Annotated in this window: 16 protein-coding genes and 1 pseudogene; all 17 read right to left on the minus strand. The window is 41.2% G+C overall.

The genetic code is table 11. The annotated features are described in order from the left end of the window. Positions 1-187 precede the first annotated feature (187 nt). Positions 188-658, minus strand: a complete 471-nt coding sequence (locus ABLT31_RS25220; protein ID WP_367756996.1) for a CBO0543 family protein — start codon at positions 656-658, stop codon at positions 188-190. A 4-nt stretch (positions 659-662) separates the two neighbouring features. Next, a complete protein-coding gene (locus ABLT31_RS25225) occupies positions 663-830 on the minus strand; it encodes an AbrB/MazE/SpoVT family DNA-binding domain-containing protein (protein ID WP_367756998.1) in 168 nt (55 codons plus the stop codon). Between the two features lie 582 nt (positions 831-1412). Continuing rightward, positions 1413-2698 (minus strand): annotated as a pseudogene (locus ABLT31_RS25230) (IS110 family RNA-guided transposase). Positions 2699-3009: 311 nt separating this feature from the next. Further along, positions 3010-3468 (minus strand): CBO0543 family protein, encoded by a 459-nt coding sequence (locus ABLT31_RS25235; RefSeq protein WP_367757000.1) that lies wholly within the window; start codon positions 3466-3468, stop codon positions 3010-3012. Between the two features lie 68 nt (positions 3469-3536). Continuing rightward, positions 3537-3686 (minus strand): hypothetical protein, encoded by a 150-nt coding sequence (locus ABLT31_RS25240; protein WP_367757002.1) that lies wholly within the window; start codon positions 3684-3686, stop codon positions 3537-3539. Between the two features lie 355 nt (positions 3687-4041). Further along, entirely contained in the window at positions 4042-5133 is a 1092-nt protein-coding gene (locus ABLT31_RS25245; protein ID WP_367757004.1) for a tyrosine-type recombinase/integrase, read from the minus strand. 159 nt (positions 5134-5292) lie between these two features. Next, positions 5293-6129, minus strand: coding sequence for a hypothetical protein (locus ABLT31_RS25250; protein WP_367757006.1), 837 nt, complete (start codon positions 6127-6129; stop codon positions 5293-5295). 534 nt (positions 6130-6663) lie between these two features. After that, a complete protein-coding gene (ptsP, locus tag ABLT31_RS25255) occupies positions 6664-8406 on the minus strand; it encodes a phosphoenolpyruvate--protein phosphotransferase (protein ID WP_367757008.1) in 1743 nt (580 codons plus the stop codon). A 304-nt stretch (positions 8407-8710) separates the two neighbouring features. Next, complete coding sequence (locus ABLT31_RS25260; RefSeq protein ID WP_367757135.1) at positions 8711-9484, minus strand: Cof-type HAD-IIB family hydrolase; 774 nt, start codon at positions 9482-9484, stop codon at positions 8711-8713. A gap of 24 nt (positions 9485-9508) precedes the next feature. After that, the gene (locus ABLT31_RS25265) at positions 9509-10258 is read right to left on the minus strand and encodes an SDR family NAD(P)-dependent oxidoreductase (RefSeq protein ID WP_367757010.1); all 750 of its coding nucleotides are present in this window, start codon (positions 10256-10258) and stop codon (positions 9509-9511) included. A gap of 23 nt (positions 10259-10281) precedes the next feature. Continuing rightward, complete coding sequence (locus ABLT31_RS25270; protein ID WP_367757012.1) at positions 10282-11040, minus strand: SDR family NAD(P)-dependent oxidoreductase; 759 nt, start codon at positions 11038-11040, stop codon at positions 10282-10284. Positions 11041-11068: 28 nt separating this feature from the next. Next, a complete protein-coding gene (locus ABLT31_RS25275) occupies positions 11069-12094 on the minus strand; it encodes a zinc-dependent dehydrogenase (protein ID WP_367757014.1) in 1026 nt (341 codons plus the stop codon). Between the two features lie 43 nt (positions 12095-12137). Continuing rightward, positions 12138-12569: a hypothetical protein gene (locus tag ABLT31_RS25280; RefSeq protein ID WP_367757016.1), complete on the minus strand. Its 432-nt coding sequence runs from the start codon at positions 12567-12569 to the stop codon at positions 12138-12140. Positions 12570-12653: 84 nt separating this feature from the next. Further along, a complete protein-coding gene (locus ABLT31_RS25285; protein ID WP_367757018.1) occupies positions 12654-12941 on the minus strand; it encodes a PTS sugar transporter subunit IIB in 288 nt (95 codons plus the stop codon). 103 nt (positions 12942-13044) lie between these two features. After that, complete coding sequence (locus ABLT31_RS25290) at positions 13045-13332, minus strand: PTS sugar transporter subunit IIB (RefSeq protein ID WP_367757018.1); 288 nt, start codon at positions 13330-13332, stop codon at positions 13045-13047. Between the two features lie 41 nt (positions 13333-13373). Next, a complete protein-coding gene (locus ABLT31_RS25295) occupies positions 13374-14777 on the minus strand; it encodes a PTS galactitol transporter subunit IIC (RefSeq protein WP_367757020.1) in 1404 nt (467 codons plus the stop codon). A 28-nt stretch (positions 14778-14805) separates the two neighbouring features. Next, entirely contained in the window at positions 14806-15294 is a 489-nt protein-coding gene (locus ABLT31_RS25300) for a PTS sugar transporter subunit IIA (protein WP_367757022.1), read from the minus strand. Between the last annotated feature and the right edge of the window lie 1892 nt (positions 15295-17186).

Here is a 17186-nt window from a genome sequence, read left to right on the forward strand (position 1 = left end):
GACGACCTTAATTGTCGCCTGTTTGTCACGCTATCGAATCCCGATAACTTAATAACTTTTTCTTTCCACGGATGTAAAAAGCCTCTCTAGGTTACATTCCGAAGGGCTTAAACATGACTAATCTTCTCTTTGTAATTAAAAGGTTAATAACCAATATGGTAAACGGAAACCAGTATTTGTGCATGTTTCAATTGGTCCCTGTATTATCCGATAATTTATTAAACCTTAAAATTTTATGGTATTTATAAAACAACCAAAACAAAAACCAATCAGCGGCATATGAATGCCATAACTTCCACCATTTAATGTGTTCGATATGTTTTGTCATAAGAAAAATAGTCTCTATGGAAATGGCTATCGCTGTCCAATAAAAAAAGTATCGTATCATCCGCCAAAATGATTTTTTTTCAGGTAGCCATTGTATAAAAAGATAAACTACGACCACATAAATACCAAAATCATCAAGCATATAAGGCATTAGTGTTTCTTTACCGTTTGCTTTATATTCCCAAACTGGGTAATAGGTCACAATAGTATCTGTTGTTGCACCTAAAAATCCTGCAAAAGTACAAACAGGGATTATTTCTCTCCACCGTTTTTTATCAGCAAAGATAAACCATACAACCCATGAAATAACAAACCAACCTATAAAGAACACAGGACTATTCCTCTATGGCAGATTTTAATTTTTCTATATCTACTTTTCGGATAGAAATTTTACCATCCTCAAAAACAAAGGCAAGTTTGTCACCTTCCGAAAGATATAGGACTTCACGAACGAACTTCGGTATCGTTATCTGCCCTTTTGAACTGATCTTGGCTACTTGCACCCTTACTTCACCTCGAAATTCTTTATCTTTCCTTACATTTCCCATCAAATGGGAAATTAATTCTTTTAACCGAATCGTAGCTTTGTATTGAAGTATTCTGCCCGTCCCTCGGTATTAAGGGTTTTTCTCACGTATGCTCACTGATTCGCAGGATTTCATCACCTTAGCAGACATTGATCGGTTGGATCATAGGCTGAGAGAACCGATGATCTCGGTTTTTGGGCATGCGGGAATAGAAGAAACATTGGAATATTTCTCCAATAGGTAATCTTCTGCACGCATTCCACTAAATCCTTGGAGGTTCACCATCCCATGTCTCAACGGGTCTAAGCCCTTACATTCCATCGTTATACCTGACCAAGGTGTGGAGACCGATAGCGTTTAGCGAACGGGTCTAGGCCCTTCTTGGGCAGAAACTCGGTTCTCCGTGCTTTCTTTGTTAAATCCTGCGAATGAGTCAATCTACGTTGGGTACAGTAACTGTTCTAAAGGTATAATGACGGTTCTAATCCGGGTAGTAGAGGATGTAGCTCCGTAGTGAACCTGACCGAAGGGAAGGTGAACTAGGAGAACATCTTTATTCTATGCAGCCTGATCATAGATAGGAGTAGCTTTATCTGGAGAAAATCTTTCCCCTCGTTGAACGATTCCGATTAGGATTCGTGCTAGTTTTCCTAGCAGCTTTAATACGGACTTTTGCTTCTTCATATGCTTGTCTTGAACGTTTCTTTCATGTAACTCTCGAAAGACAGGATTATTTGCTATAAGTTGGAGAGTAGCGAGATACAAATACTTTCGTAAAGTGGCATCCCCTCGTTTCGAGATCACAATTTGCCCTTTTCGTTTACCCGACATGCTTTCGGCTAGATTTAAGCCCGCCTTACGTAGTAGCTGACGTCCATGGGCGTATTGTTTAAGATCGCCTGCTCCCGCCAAAATTGTTGCTATAAAGATAGGACCAAGACCTTTAATGGTTCGAAGTTGACCGGCCACTGGAATATCTTCGAGCAATTCTATGACTTGTGCTTCCATACTCTCCAGTATTTGAACGACACGCTCGTATTCATCAATTAACCGCTTAAAATCCTGCTTAGCCTCATGAAGGCCGTTCTGTCACCTACACTCCGATTCGCTTGAAAGAGAAGCTCAGCGGCTTTTTGTTTACCCGTAATGCCTCCTGCTCTTTGCATATGCTTCCTCCACCTTGTAATCACTTCCTCTACCGATTGAGAAGTAAGATCCTGCGGGGTTGGAAACTCTTTGAGGGTCGCCATCGAACGTTTACAGGTCCAATCCTTAAAAACCGACGTATACTCAGGAAAACGAATATCCAACCAGCGGATAATTCGGTTTTGCAACCGGACACTATGGGTAACCCAAAATTCACGATCACTCATCATCGTACGAAGCCGTTGAAAGACAGTGGCTTGCTGGGTATAGTCGTAATAATAGCCGCGGCTTACAACGTCTGCAATGACGAGGGCATCCTTCGGATCACTTTTAGAAGGGCAGTTGTCGCGGTTCTCCTTATTTCTTTTGGTAGTAGCCGGATTGACTAACACGACTTGTATGTCCTTGTTTGTAAGCCAATTCGCCAAGTTCCACCAATAGTGACCCGTAGGTTCCATTCCAATGATGAGGCTCTTCAATCGGTGCTTTTGCAGTAAACCATCCATCCACCGCTGTAGTTTTTCAAATCCTTCAATGGAGTTACTAAACGATAAATGCCGATTCGTGAGAACAATCCCTCGATAATTCGTAGCTTGTGCTACATGAGTCTCTTTTGCCATATCGATACCCACAACGAGATGAGAAGTGGTAATTCGTTCAATTCGTTGATTTTGAACATCAGATTTCTTATACTTCATAATAAGAGCGCCTCCTTGATGGTGTTGAGTTTATTAACTCGTCGACAAACCCATCATACCGAGGCGCTCCTTTTTTGGCAAAGGCTATTTCTTAGTCTCTACAGGAATGTTTAACACAGTAAATAGAAAGACGGATGCCTCAAGCAGCCGTCCGTCATACATTATCGATTCTCGTTAGTTCAGTTAGCTCATGTCTTTTTTCGTTATACTGCGCCTTTACTTGAGCAAAACAAAAAGGGATCGAGTAGCTGTGTAAAGCAATCGAATCCCGATTGTTAAGTTAACAGGGTTAATAGCGAAAAAATCCATAATCACTTTGATGATTTGGATAGTCGTCTTATGAGCATAAAATTCCAATAAAGAATAGTTACAATAACTGGATACAACAATAATGAATACCATATATTCCATTTACCGTAGTGTAGAAACTCCCCTATGTTTACCGCCCCCCACTCATAGAAAGTAAGAAATAAACTCCATAATGCGATATATGTAATTTTCTTTGAGTAGCGGGCATCCAAAGGGAAAAAGTTTAAAACCATGATATTTATCGCTGGATATGTACCAAAAAATACAATTAAACTAATCCAGTCCACTTCCTTATTAAAATACCAATACAATAGATATTTGTGTTCCAAAAATAAATCAATTAAATTTGCGAAGAACAAAGCAAAAATGGATGTTGCATACATTTCTAGTTTTGTTATTCTTTTAGGAATGAAATATGCAACCACATTAAATATCACAACGGAAACAACAAGGTAAATCATTTTTTATCCCCATTCGGCTTTTTTAGCTGAAAACCCCTTATGAAATTGATGTTTTAAAATATGAATCTTTAACCTCCTCGTTTCATTTGGTCATAAGCTTCACGAATTAAATTTTCAACAATTTGTTTTACAGATTGACCACTTTTTTGCTTTATTTCTTCCACCATTGCCTTTACTTCTGGGTCAGCGTCAATCACGATTCTAGCAGTAGTTTTCACTCTAACAACCTCCACTGAATAGCTAATTTCAAGTATGGTCAAACGTACGAACGTACATACATATTTCGAATGCTCTATTCAGGAATGCTGCCCGTTAGCTTAGTAAGTATCGAGTTTTCACCAGAAATATTGGCATGACTTTTGCTATCTATATAAAAAATCCTTATATAAAAGACTAATCTCTTTGAGTTTTAAGTAACTCGGCTTACTAGTAACGCCGAGTCATATTGACGTCTGCATGTCCGGCCAGTTCGGCAACCGTGAAAATATCCACGCCGGCGGGCAACCATTTCACACACCCCACTTCCTTCTTTGAAAAAAACATCTTCTACAAAGGACTGATTTTTTCCTCTCTTTAAAGTTCCTCCACTATCTTCGCCGCTACTTCCGATGGCGGATTCGTATAGGTTTCCAGATAACGCTCATTACGGTGGATCAATTCACGCTGCAGGATCGTTCGGTCCCCCTGGGTAGCCTGAGACAAAAGAAACGCATAAGTATGGCGTAAATCATGAGGTCGTAACGGCGAAATCTGCCGGTCCGGCTGGAGTTGCTCGGCATCATGCCATTCACCAATCTGCTCCAAGATCCGGTTAATAGACCGGACGTGCAATCGACCACCCGTCTTACGATCCGGAACCCCCAGGGCTGTCAGAAATAACGCTTGAGAATCCGGATCCACATCTTGAGGGCGCTCGAATTCTAAATAGTCGGCCAGTGCCAGTCGTGCGTCTTCATTCAAGTATTTGACCGCCTCCGTTCTCCCCTTCCCCCGAACACGTACCAGCCTGGCACGGCGAGCGACTCGCAACTTTTCTGGATCATTGGGCTGCAGTTGGTCTACGTTCAGGTTGACCAGCATTTCCCGACGGATACCGGTAGAGAGTAAGAGGAACACAATGGCCCGATCCCGTTTTGGCCGCGCCTGTTTTTTCAATGGGGGAATCTGTCCTTTCCAGCGACGTCCCTTCAGTTGATGGAACCGTTCGAGCCGGTCGCAAATGTTTTTGAGGGATCGAACCTGCTCCTCCGTTAGGGCACGCGGCTCCGGTGCCGGAAGCAAAATATCCTTGAGTCCTTTGCCCTTAGTCGGATCTTCCGGCAGCAAATGTGGTACCTGCTGATGGAGCCAGCCCATAAAGAGTGACAAATGCGCTTTATGATTGTTCACCGTGGCCGCTGCCAATCCCAGACCATTTTCCTCGTCATACAAAAAGTCCATCCAGGCTTTCACATCTCGTTTCACCACAGCACTCACTCGATCATGTCCGTATCGTTCTTGAAAAAAATCGATGAAGCGCTGCAGCTGCAGCTCAATTTTTTTCTCGGTATCTGGAGACCGATCCCCCCGGATCTCCGATTCCAAAAACCGGTCTTTCCAAACGGAAAGATGGTCCTCTTCCGGATCGTAAGCGGTTATTACCTTCCGTGACGTGTTTTGTTTCACTTATGGTCCCTCCTAAAGTATGTATTACCCCTATTCTAGCATATTTCACATCACAGAAGGGACATTCTGTGACGTTTTTTAAGTGCGCTCATATTCTTCGCTCTAAAGCAAAAACCGATGGTGCTTTACCATCGGTTTACTGTAGGATATTCCGTCAACTTATTCCGGTTTTTGATCGTTCTCTCCAGAAATCATATTTCCCCCTAATTCCACGGAATCCGAATAATCATAATATCCTTTCCCCACTTTCTTAATTTGCATATTAATTTGGCAATAGTAATGCAACTTGTTCCATGGATTATTTCCCCATGGTATAGTATCTATGGCATTCACCAATTCTTTAGCTTTCATCTTGCCGTTTTCCCGTAAATATTGAGCAACTAAATCCGCCTGTTCTGGAACTGTCATCCTGATCACTTGATTATTCTCGTTATCAGGTATCTCAACTTCCTCGATTTCTAGGTTAGACCCCTTTTTAGCCGACTCCTGTTTTCTTTTATTAAATAGCTGTTCAGAGAGGGGTTCCACCGTTTCTTCTGTTTCTGTACGTTCAATTTTTCCAGTTATGGATGGATTGATAATCAAAGATAATTTCCTAGGCCACGGTTCATTATCTTCTTTATCCCTATTAGATTCTCTATTCAAATTCATATCAACAGCCTGTTGTTGCTGATCTATCTGCTCCATAAATTGACGTATCTTAACCGCAGCAACCTCTAATACTTCCGCCAATTTCTTTTCAACGGCTTGCTCTACTACAACTGCCAGCCTACTATCGATAGCGTTTTCAATACTATTGGTAAAAAGCTTTGAAAAAACCTGTAGTCCCTCATGAGTAAAGACGGCTGCTGCCTCCTCTAAACGTCCTTCCTTCATGAGACTCTCTTTTCCAGGTAGTTCCTCACGGTTTCTTTGAAGTGAAGCTTGTCCAAGAACATGTGTGTCAGATTCTCGCTTTCTCAACTTAGCATTAAAATTTCCAATGGACTTCTTCATATTTCACTCTCCAACATTACATTCTCATATTGTATATTTTCGAATGAACACCCCATATTTTGTCTTAGAAGATTGTATCATACAAAAATAATCAGAGAACTATGTTCGTCAAAGGTTATCACAGAACGACATTCTTTTCTTTGGTACCTAGTTTATGTAAGGAACGGACAGCAAACACTAGATGGCCGATTGAAATAATATATTGATTTTTCTAGTACTTGTCGAGAGAATTAGAGCAGAACAAGAGTGGGGGCTAAATTATTTATACACTCATTTATTACCGTTACAAGGTTTTGTTACGGTTTTATATAATCTTATCAAACTCGAATTTTACGAGATTATGTAGGGTTGCGAGAACACCTTTCCTACCATCTACCTACACCCCCTCAGTAATGAGAATTAAATAACCCCGCTGTTCCAAGAAAGTATCTAAGCAATAACACCCCGGTTGGCAGCCAACGCAGCTGCATTTCCCTTACCTCCTCAACATGTAACAGAGGCCGAGTTACACTCCAGCCCCTGTTTATACTTTTCTTATTTAACCGTTACTAAATTCTGTTTGAATACGTTTTCTTCTATATAAGCTTTAATTTCCTCGCCACTCTCCAACGACAGAACATATTGAGTCACTTCTTTCAATCGGCTAGAATCTAGTTGCTTGATTAAATGGCGAGCGCGAAGGATTGATGTGGCACTCATGCTGAATTCATCTAATCCCAATCCAAGCAAGATCGGAATGGCCGTTTCTTCTCCAGCCATCTCTCCACACATCCCAACCCACTTTCCTTCTTGATGAGCTGCTTGAATGACCTGGCGAATGAGGCGCAAGATAGCCGGGTGGTATGGTTCATATAAATAGGAAACTTGTTCGTTCATTCGATCCGCGGCCATCGTGTATTGGATCAAATCGTTTGTGCCAATACTGAAAAAATCAGCTTCCTTAGCTAATTGATCAGCAATCATGGCAGCAGCCGGGACTTCAATCATGATGCCCACTTCGATTTCTTCATTAAAAGCAATGCTAGAGCAGCGAAGATTCTCCTTGACCTGTTCCAAAAGCTGATTAGCCTTTCTCAATTCGGAGAGTGTCGCAATCATCGGATACATGATTTTGATATTTCCAAAAGCGCTTGCACGCAATAACGCTCGCAATTGAACTTTGAATAATTCCGGATTTCCAAGACATAGTCGAATTGCACGATAACCGAGAAACGGATTTAATTCCTTTTGCAAAGAAAGGTAAGACAGCTCTTTATCTCCGCCAATATCTAATGTTCGGATGACGACAGGACGCTCTTGACCCATCGTTAAGGCAACTGATTTATAAGCTTCGAATTGCTCCTCTTCAGTAGGGAATTGATCTCTCTCCATATACAGGAACTCCGTCCGGAACAAACCGACTCCTTCTGCTCCCTGATCAAGAGCCTGAATAGCATCCTGCGGTGTTCCAATATTAGCAGCCAATTCCACGCGATGACCATCCGCCGTTACGGTCGGTTGCTGGACTAATTTCGTCCATTCTTCTTTCTGTTTGAGATAATTCTTGTCTTTCTCTTCATAGGTTTTGATCAACTCGCCATCAGGGCGTATGTGTACTTCTCCAGTAAACCCGTCGATGATCACCATATCCCCTGTTCGCAGTTCGCTCGTAATGGTAGATAGTCCGACAACGGCTGGGATCTCCATCGTACGAGCCATGATCGCGGAATGGGAAGTACGGCCGCCAATATTGGTCGCAAAACCTTTTACTTTGTCCTTATCCAACTGTGCGGTATCCGAAGGAGTCAAATCATGTGCCACTAAAATGATAGGTTCGTTCGCGCCTTCCGGCATTTCATCATTGATGCCCAACAGTTTCTTTAAGAGTCGCTGGCACACATCCCGCAAGTCAGCGGCTCTTTCCCTCATGTACTCATTATCCATACTTTCAAAAATGGCAACTAATTGATCCTTCACATCCTCCAGGGCAGCTTCTGCATTAATCTTCTCGCTGGCAATTTTTCCTTCCATCTCTCCGACGACCTCTGGATCTTGCAAAAACATTAGATGGGCCTCGAAGATTTGTGCCTCTTCTTCCCCGATTTCCCGCTTGACTTTTTGTTTGATGGCTTCTAGCTCTTTTTCTGCTGCTTGCACACTTTGCTTCAAGCGTTGTACTTCAGCCTCCACGTTTTCCTGTGATATCGGTTGGCGAGAAAAGGTGATCTGATTTTCTGCTTTGACAAACGCGCGACCCATAGCAAATCCTGGCGCAGCGGCAATTCCATTGCGTAACATATGAACAACTCCTCTTCGGAAAAAAGTATGGTGTAAAACTGCAATTTTTGGGAAGAGACGGGTCTTACTTCGAAAAGACACTCTCCTTGGATAAACTAAATCCTGCCTTAATCTTAAGAAAGACCATGTGGTGTAACATAGAAGGAACCAGGCAACGCCTCCGCTGGCGCTTCCGTAAAGTAAATGGATATGTGTCAGATTGACAACACATTTATGGTACGCACTGAACCTAGGCTATTACCTGGTATTCTTGGTTAACCACTACCAATCGTTCACCGGTAGCAATCGATGTTTTGTATCCTTCCTAAATCAGTCCGATCTCCTGCAATCCGTACCGGATACCACCTTCATTCACCGGCTTGGTAATAAAGTCAGCGAACGGCTTCAGTTCTTGATGGGCATTCCCCATGGCAATGCCCATGCCGACATACGAAAGCATCTCTCTATCATTCAATGCGTCACCGAATGCCACCGCTTCCTGCGGAGATATTTCCAGGTGCTGCAAGACGGCCTCTATCCCTTTTGCTTTAGAACCACCAGCAGGTATAACATCCAACGAAACACGATGCCATCGAACAAAATTGAGCCCTAAAAAGCCTTTTAGATAATACTCTTCCTCAAAATCTTGGCATTTCAACATCGCCTGGTAGACTTTTGCTTCTTTCCAATAATGAGGATGGTAGCTTGGTATAGTAACTCTCAAAGATTCAAAGGATTCCTTTACATGAGGATGCAGATGATTGCTTGTATGGCATTCTATATTACTAAAATACACTATCGGATGTTTCTTTTTATAAGCACATGCGTCCAATAATTCGAGGGTCGATGCATTAATTGGCCGCTCGAGGATGGTTTCTCCTTTATAAACTACATAGGATCCGTTGAAACTGACAAAAGAGTCAATACCTAGATCCTCGGCAATCGGCTTCAGATGAAAAGGACCTCTTCCTGTCGCAATAACGACCTGTACATTTCGTTCTTTCAATTGTTGAATGGCCTGTTTGGTATCACTGGGAATCTTTTTATCTTCATTAACTAGAGTTCCATCTATATCAAAAAAAACAATTTTATATGCCATGGTTTCTCCTTTTATCATGACCCGCTATTGAGCACTGTAGGTCCTTCCTCCATCACATAAAATCACCTGGCCGTGTATATAATCGGATTGTTCAGAACTTAGGAATTGAACCGTATTGGAAATATCTCCTAGTGTCCCAAGACGTTTGACAGGGATTGTATCCTTTAAAGCTTCCAAGTCAGAAGGGTCAGGGTACAGACGCGTTAACATTTCTGATTCAATGACACGTGGAGCCACTGTGTTAATTCTGATACCGAAAGCCCCTAATTCCCCGGCTAGACTTCTCATCAAACCAAAAGCACCTCCTTTGGAGGTTGCATAATGTACTCCCCCACCTGAACCCGTGATTGCAGAACCGGAACCAATGATAACGATTTTTCCAGATCTATGCTCCATCATCGAGGGAACAACTGCCTTGACAGCATAAAATAGACCAGTCAAATTGACCGAGATGGTTTTTTTCCACTCATCCCAACCTAAATCATCGAAATTTACTCGCCGAGTAATACCCGCCGAATATACAAGCACATCTATTCGTTCCATTTCAGCAAGGGTTTCCTGGATGGCTTGATTCATATGATCCCAAGAACTAACATTTGCCTGAAAAAAAGAAACTTGTCCTCCTTGTTGAACTAATTCGGCAACTAAACGTTCTCCAGCCTCTATATTTAAATCTAGTATAGCAACTCGATCCCCTTGGCGAACCATATCCATCACGATTTGCTTACCAATGCCTGCTGCTCCACCAACGACAACGACGTTTCTCCGTGTCAAGTTTATCACCTTTTCCCGATTATCTATGCAAACATTCTACCGCCATCTAACACGATCGTTTCTCCACTTAAATACCCAGCAAAGGGAGAACAAAGAACTGCTGTCATGTATGCGACTTCTTCCGGTGTACCCAAACGACCGACTGGAATCCGTGCAGCCATCTTTTTACGGCTCAGCTCATCTGAGATCCTTTCCATAAAAAAATCAGATTCAATCATAGCCGGTGCCAAACCGTTTACACGGATTCCTCGTGAAGCATATTCACGAGCTAGAGCCCTTGTCATGGAATCCAATCCGCTTTTGGAAGCCGCATAGTGGGCACCACCACCACCTGTCATAGCGCTAGTTGAAGATATATTGACAACTACACCATACCCTTCATTAACCATAGTAGGAAGTACTTCTTTACAACACAGGAAAGGGCCATCCAAATTAACATTCAACACTCTGTCCCACTGTTCCGTTGTCAATTCCAAAATGGATTGAAAAGATGTCACTTCAGCATTATTAACTAAAATATCAATGCGATCTTCTCGGTTCAGAATCGAATCTACCATTTCTCTTACTTGATCTGGTTGAGAAATATCGGACCGGAAAACATTTGCTGACCCACCTGAAGAACGGATATCTGCACAAACCTTATCCGCTTCGTTTTCACTATGGGTATACTGGATCCAAACCGTAGCCCCTGCTTGGGCAAGCGTTCGGCAAATAGATGCTCCAATGCCACGTTCACCACCTGTTACTAGAGCCACCTGACCGCTTAAATCTATATGAATCATGGAAATGTCTCCTATTCTTCTCTATTAATTAAGGAACGATCATCACTTTCAATACTTTCTCATTGGGGTTATGAGCACATTCAATCGCCTCATGTAGCTCGGATAACGTATAGCGGTGTGTAACCATTTTTTCCACGTCAATGATTCCCTTTTTCAAGAGCTCAAGTGCAGGCAGATAGTTATATGGAGTAGAGGAATACGCACCAACTATACGAATTTCATCATTAAAGAAACGGTAAGCTGGTATGGATATGGGTTCCTGATGGAAAGGGGCAAACACGAGGATGGTTCCTCCACGTGCTACGCACTCCATCGCTTGGCTGAGCAAAGCGCCAATCCCCGCTGAAATAATGACAATATCGGCTCCACGACCATCCGTTAGTTCTTTTACCCGTTCGACTATGTTCTCCCGATTACTATTAATGACGGTATCGACTCCCAATTCTTTTGCCTTTTCCAATCGGTACTCATTCACATCGCTTATCATCACGGTACTGGCCATGAAATGGCGAGCGATTTGAGCTTGGATGCATCCGATTTGTCCAGCCCCCATGATGAGGACACTATCCCCAGATTTCATATCGATCGAATCAAAGCCATGCAAACAACAAGCAACGGGTTCCACCATGGCTCCCTGTTCAAAGCTCAAGGTGTCAGGAATTTTCCCCATGGTATGTTTCACATGTAGGGCTGGGACGCGAATATATTCGGAAAAACCGCCCGGATCTAAGTTCGTTTTTGAAAATTGAGGACAAAGCGAATAAAAACCACGTTGACAGTAATGGCATGTAAAGCACGGAACATGGTGTGCGACAAAGACTCGATCACCCGGTTGAAATTGGGTCACTTGTTTCCCAACGTGAATCACTATACCTGCCACCTCATGGCCAAGGACCGTCGGCGTAGGTACTGTTTTTTCAATCGCTTTATGAATATCGGTACCACACAAACCGCAAGCCTTCATTTGTATAAGAACTTCATCCTCCCTTATTTCCGGATAAGCTCTTTCCTCATATCGAAAATCCCCAATATCATAAAAAACAGATGATTTCATTTTTCTCCTCCTGAAAAAAAGTATTTATTTCAATGAATTGAAGCTAATTATTAGGAGTAGACTCAGCCCGTTTAGATAACAATGGAACCAATTCTTCATAGCCTTCCATTTGATTTGTAACCCAATAACGACCTCCAAATATTTGCGGTTTATCAATGCGAATCAAGGTTTTCCCAATGAAAGGATATTGGTTAATTTTCAAATAATTGATATCATTCCACTTGTATTCATGCTTCATCCCAAAAAAATGAAAACAAATGGATGATTCAGATAATTGCACAGAGGTCGGGTTATGAATTCCCTTAAAGGTTGATAATATAAGGATTGGCATGGTGATTATAGCCAATTTGTAATAGAGAAGTGGCCCTTGTTGCCACATTCCATATACTGCCCAAACAAATATCCCTAAAAGGATGGACGCCGGAAGCAAAAATGAGACATAGTAGGTTGATTGACGGTAAGAATAGATTTTCACTGAAATCCCCTCCATCTTTCTAGCTGTAAAGACCAACCAAAGGGATGATTGGCCTTTATCTTCTGCTCTTTAACCGAATAGATCTTACTCCAAACCTAAGGCTGACATAATCTTTTTGACATCTTGATCAACACCCACCCCGGATAGGAACGATAGCGTACGGATGACTGGCGTTGACCCCATATCTGCTACGGGGGTTGTCGTAACCACTAAGTCAAAGCTCGCTGCCTTTGAAGGCGCTTCCGCTGCTTTGCATTGTTCTACGGTAACTTCATGCCCGCGCTGTTTCATCATATCCTCAATCTTTTTTGCTACCACTGTTGATGTTGCAATTGCTGTACCACATGCGACAAGGATCCGTTTTTTAGCCATTTTGATTTCCTCCTGTATATTTCATGATTGTTATTTCTGATTAATAATTGCTATACAAATCGAGTTGGATGCTGATTAACCTCAGAACAACTGGACTACGGTCTTACTCCAAACCTAAGGCTGACATAATCTTTTTGACATCTTGATCAACACCCACCCCGGATAGGAACGATAGCGTACGGATGACTGGCGTTGACCCCATATCTGCTACGGGGGTTGTCGTAACCACTAAGTCAAAGCTCGCTGCCTTTGAAGGCGCTTCCGCTGCTTTGCATTGTTCTACGGTAACTTCATGCCCGCGCTGTTTCATCATATCCTCAATCTTTTTTGCTACCACTGTTGATGTTGCAATTGCTGTACCACATGCGACAAGGATTCGTTTTTTAGCCATTTTTGATTTTACCTCCTGTATATTTCATGGTTAATTATGGATTAGACAGCCTTCGATGAAGAAGAGCTTCCTTCTGTTGTTACTTCTTCCAAACCCATTTCTTTAGCATACTGCTTACGAATGTCATTTCGTACCCAGAACCAAAGGAGGGCATATAGAACACCGGCACCTAGTGCAGCGAAAAACATCGGGTTAGTCGGATCTAACAATCGTATGATAATCCATGGGATCACGTGTGATCCTAAATCAATGCCCGAAATCTGTGCAGCTCCTTCGGGAAAATCGAACCCTACTGCTTTCCCCATTGTGGTAGCTAACGGAGCAATGTCTGTTGCAATAAATAGAACAATTGCTACTGTAACGATACTGTTAAATAATCCTCGAATAATATTTCCTCTGGAAGCGGCAACAGCCCAAACCACTGTAAATGGAAGAACAGCTAAGTCTGCAAAAGGAAGCATGCGATTATAAGGCAAAACGAAAGCCAATACCAGCGTGATTGGAACCATTATAAGGGCAACCGCTAAGTTTGCCGGGTGACCGATTAGTATGGCAGTATCTAATCCGATGTAAACATCCTTACCAGGAAATCTACTGTGTACAAATTCACGTGCACCCTCAGAGATTGGGATAAGTCCTTCCATTAATAAAGCAACCATTTTCGGCATTAATACAAGAACAGAGGCCATTTGTATCCCTAACGTTAATACGCCTTTCACATCATAGCGCCCCATAATGCCGATTAACATCCCCAGAATGAGCCCCATCATAAGCGGTTCTCCAAAAATTCCAAAACGACGGCTTAAAGTTTCAGGACTAGCATTCAATTTATTCCATCCCGGAATCTTATCCTGAATCCGGTTAAGCGCATACGTAATGGGTGCAAAATTTACGGTTTCTGCGTGGGCAGAAGAAACGCCAGGGACTCCAAAGTGATGTTCAATTGCTGGGGCTGTCCAGTCTGCCAACTTAAGTGTGACCGCTACGACAATTGCGCCCACTAAAAGGGCCAAAAGCATATTATCATAAGCATAATAAGTCACTGAAGCGGCAAAGATATAATGCCAAAAATTCCATATATCCACGTTTAATGTTTTTGTAAAGTTAACGGCAACAAGAACTACATTCAATACAATTCCAACCAAGATCATCAATGGTGCTACTGGTGTTCCGAAAGATATAGCCGCTCCAATCGGCCAACCGACATCAAGAATATCAAGCTTTAGGCCTAATGTTTGTACCATAGCTTTAGCGGCGGGACCCAATGAATCCATCAACAGCGTAATGACAAGCCCAATTCCTACGAATCCAATACCAATGGTGAGCCCTGCACGAAAAGATTTTTTAAACCCCTGTTTAAAAACCATTCCAAGCAATGTCATAATAATAGGTAGCATCACGGCAGCGCCTAATCCGAGAACAAAATCTACCACTTGTTTAATCATAAAAATCCCCCTTCTATCCTTTGGTTTTCTATACTACTTCAGTAGCTATACTCAACTTCATTTCTCTTTCAATGATGATCTTTGCTTCCGAGGATGAAGATGCATGCCGTAATGAATCCATGACTTCTTCATTCTGAAACATGTTCATTAAACTTTCTAACATAGATATTTGTTCACTTGGTTCCTTAATGGCTAGAAGAAAGACCATGTCTACCGAAACGTCTGTTTCCTGACTTCCCATCATTTGAAATTGAATCGGTTTGGTTAAGACGGCAACGGCCATGGCAGGCTCATTCACATGAACAGCATCCGTATGAGGGATAGCCACACCGTACTTTTGTAGCGGTAGGCCTGTTGGATAAACCTGCTCCCTACTTAGAATAGCGTTTAAAAATGTCTCTTTTACATATCCATGTTCTTCAAGACGTCCTGCAAGAATTCCAATGACATCTTCTTTTTCTTCCCTATCAACATCTATGAAGATTAAATTTTCATCCAAATTTAGCTTTTTTGTCATCTATAAGATTCCTTCCCATCGTTATTTTATAAAGTGTGGCCCTTTGACTTATGAACATCTCATAGTAATTACGATATTGATACAGGAAAACATTCTCACATCATATAATTTTGTAAAACGCATTCAAATTTATTAACCTTATTGGGTTCTGTGGATCCTTTAATCGGTTACCTCATTACTTTTGTAATGAATCCGTACTGATAACCATAACCGCATGTCCACTCCGTAAGCATCACTCCTTTTTGGATCATTAACATTAGTTTCTTTTAGAAAGCTTGTTTAGGTTTGTCTAAAAACATTTCTACAACCTATCCATAGGTACAGGCTTTCGTTATTACTTAAAAAATGAAGCAAATTTTTAAGTAACGGCTCAGTTAAATTATGATTTGCACCATTGAGATCAAGATGGTGAAGTCGCTTTCATGAACTGAGTTAGCCCTCGTTTTTTCTGCAAAGACCTTATCTTAGGATAATGGAGAAACGAATTTAAGTAACCTATTTGCATATAAATATATGCAATACTTATGCCAATGTTTTGGTTTTTTTTGTGGTTCTAATGTTTAGGTCTTTTATCTCGTTAAAAATCGATTGATTTATTATTTAAAATTTTTTTGATTCACGAAACGAACCACAAAATTAACCGATTTATAAAGTGGATGATTTTGTTCTATCCACAAAAAATACTAAAATGATAAATGTGTAGTTTTTTGTGGTAAAGTAACGAGGAGTACGTAGAAGGAAAATTTCGGTCATCGTCTGGAAAAGACAGAAGAAATACTTCGGTTGAAGAATACCTATAAAGACCTCGAAGTATGATCTTGCGAGTTTAAAAGGGCTGGGTCAATCATTTGCACCAGAAAAGAGAGTTTTAAGGAATCCATACTTAAGGTTCGAAATGCCTTAAATCAATTCCGAAAGAATTTAACTTTTCATTGCATAGTAAACATCCTCTTCAATTATCTATTAATTTTCAATGGTATTTTAAGATTAGGGGTAAAGAATTCGAGTAGTCCTTGAAGATAACGATCATGCAATCTCACTGCGATCATACTGGAAATACTTCGTTGCCGAATTTGCAAATTCCATCGAGATGACGTTGTGCTTGGAAAAAATAGGCCTACGCATCAATATTGCCAATCCTCCTTCCACTGTTTGTCTCAAGGATGAGAATGAATTCATATCTTACTATATGTTGAAAGGGCTAGGGCTGATATGGGCAAGGGAGAATGTACGGGTGTCTTAGGTTAGGTAGAATGTTCTTAACTCTTCTTTAGGGCAAAAAAAATCACCTGGGTTGCTCATACCAGGCAAGGAGAAGGGGGAGATTATTGTAAAAATGGTTGAATCATGAATGTTAGGAACATTATTTTTCTTTATTATTTCTTTTCTTGTAAACATAAGATCGAAGCCCGTGCACTTCCTTATATAGCCGGAAGGGTTTTGTTACAAATCTAGAGGGTAAAGAAGTGATGGTTTTAATTAGACCACCCTCAATTTCATGTTTCATTCTTTCTGGTTTGGAAAATACTCTACGGATGTACTTTTCAGTAATCTTATCGGCCAAATTTGGATTTATGATATTTTCCTGATTACAATCATCGCATTTTACACTAAATATTATGTCATTAATATAAACAATGGTTTGGATTGAATCTGTAAAACATTTACTACAGAATAGTTCACATCTCACTTCTTTCATGTTCACAATTTCCATCCCCTTGTTTTCAATTATGGGTTGACAGTTTGAGTAATCTTTATTTTTGTATAATAAACTTTGATGTTTGTATAAATAGTATAATATATCTTTTGTGATTTAACTAATCATGAATTTGAATTTTTTAGGATATTGAGTATAAGTTTCTTTGGGCAGTGGGTTCATCGATCACAAGTGA

The organism is Ammoniphilus soli (assembly GCF_040813775.1).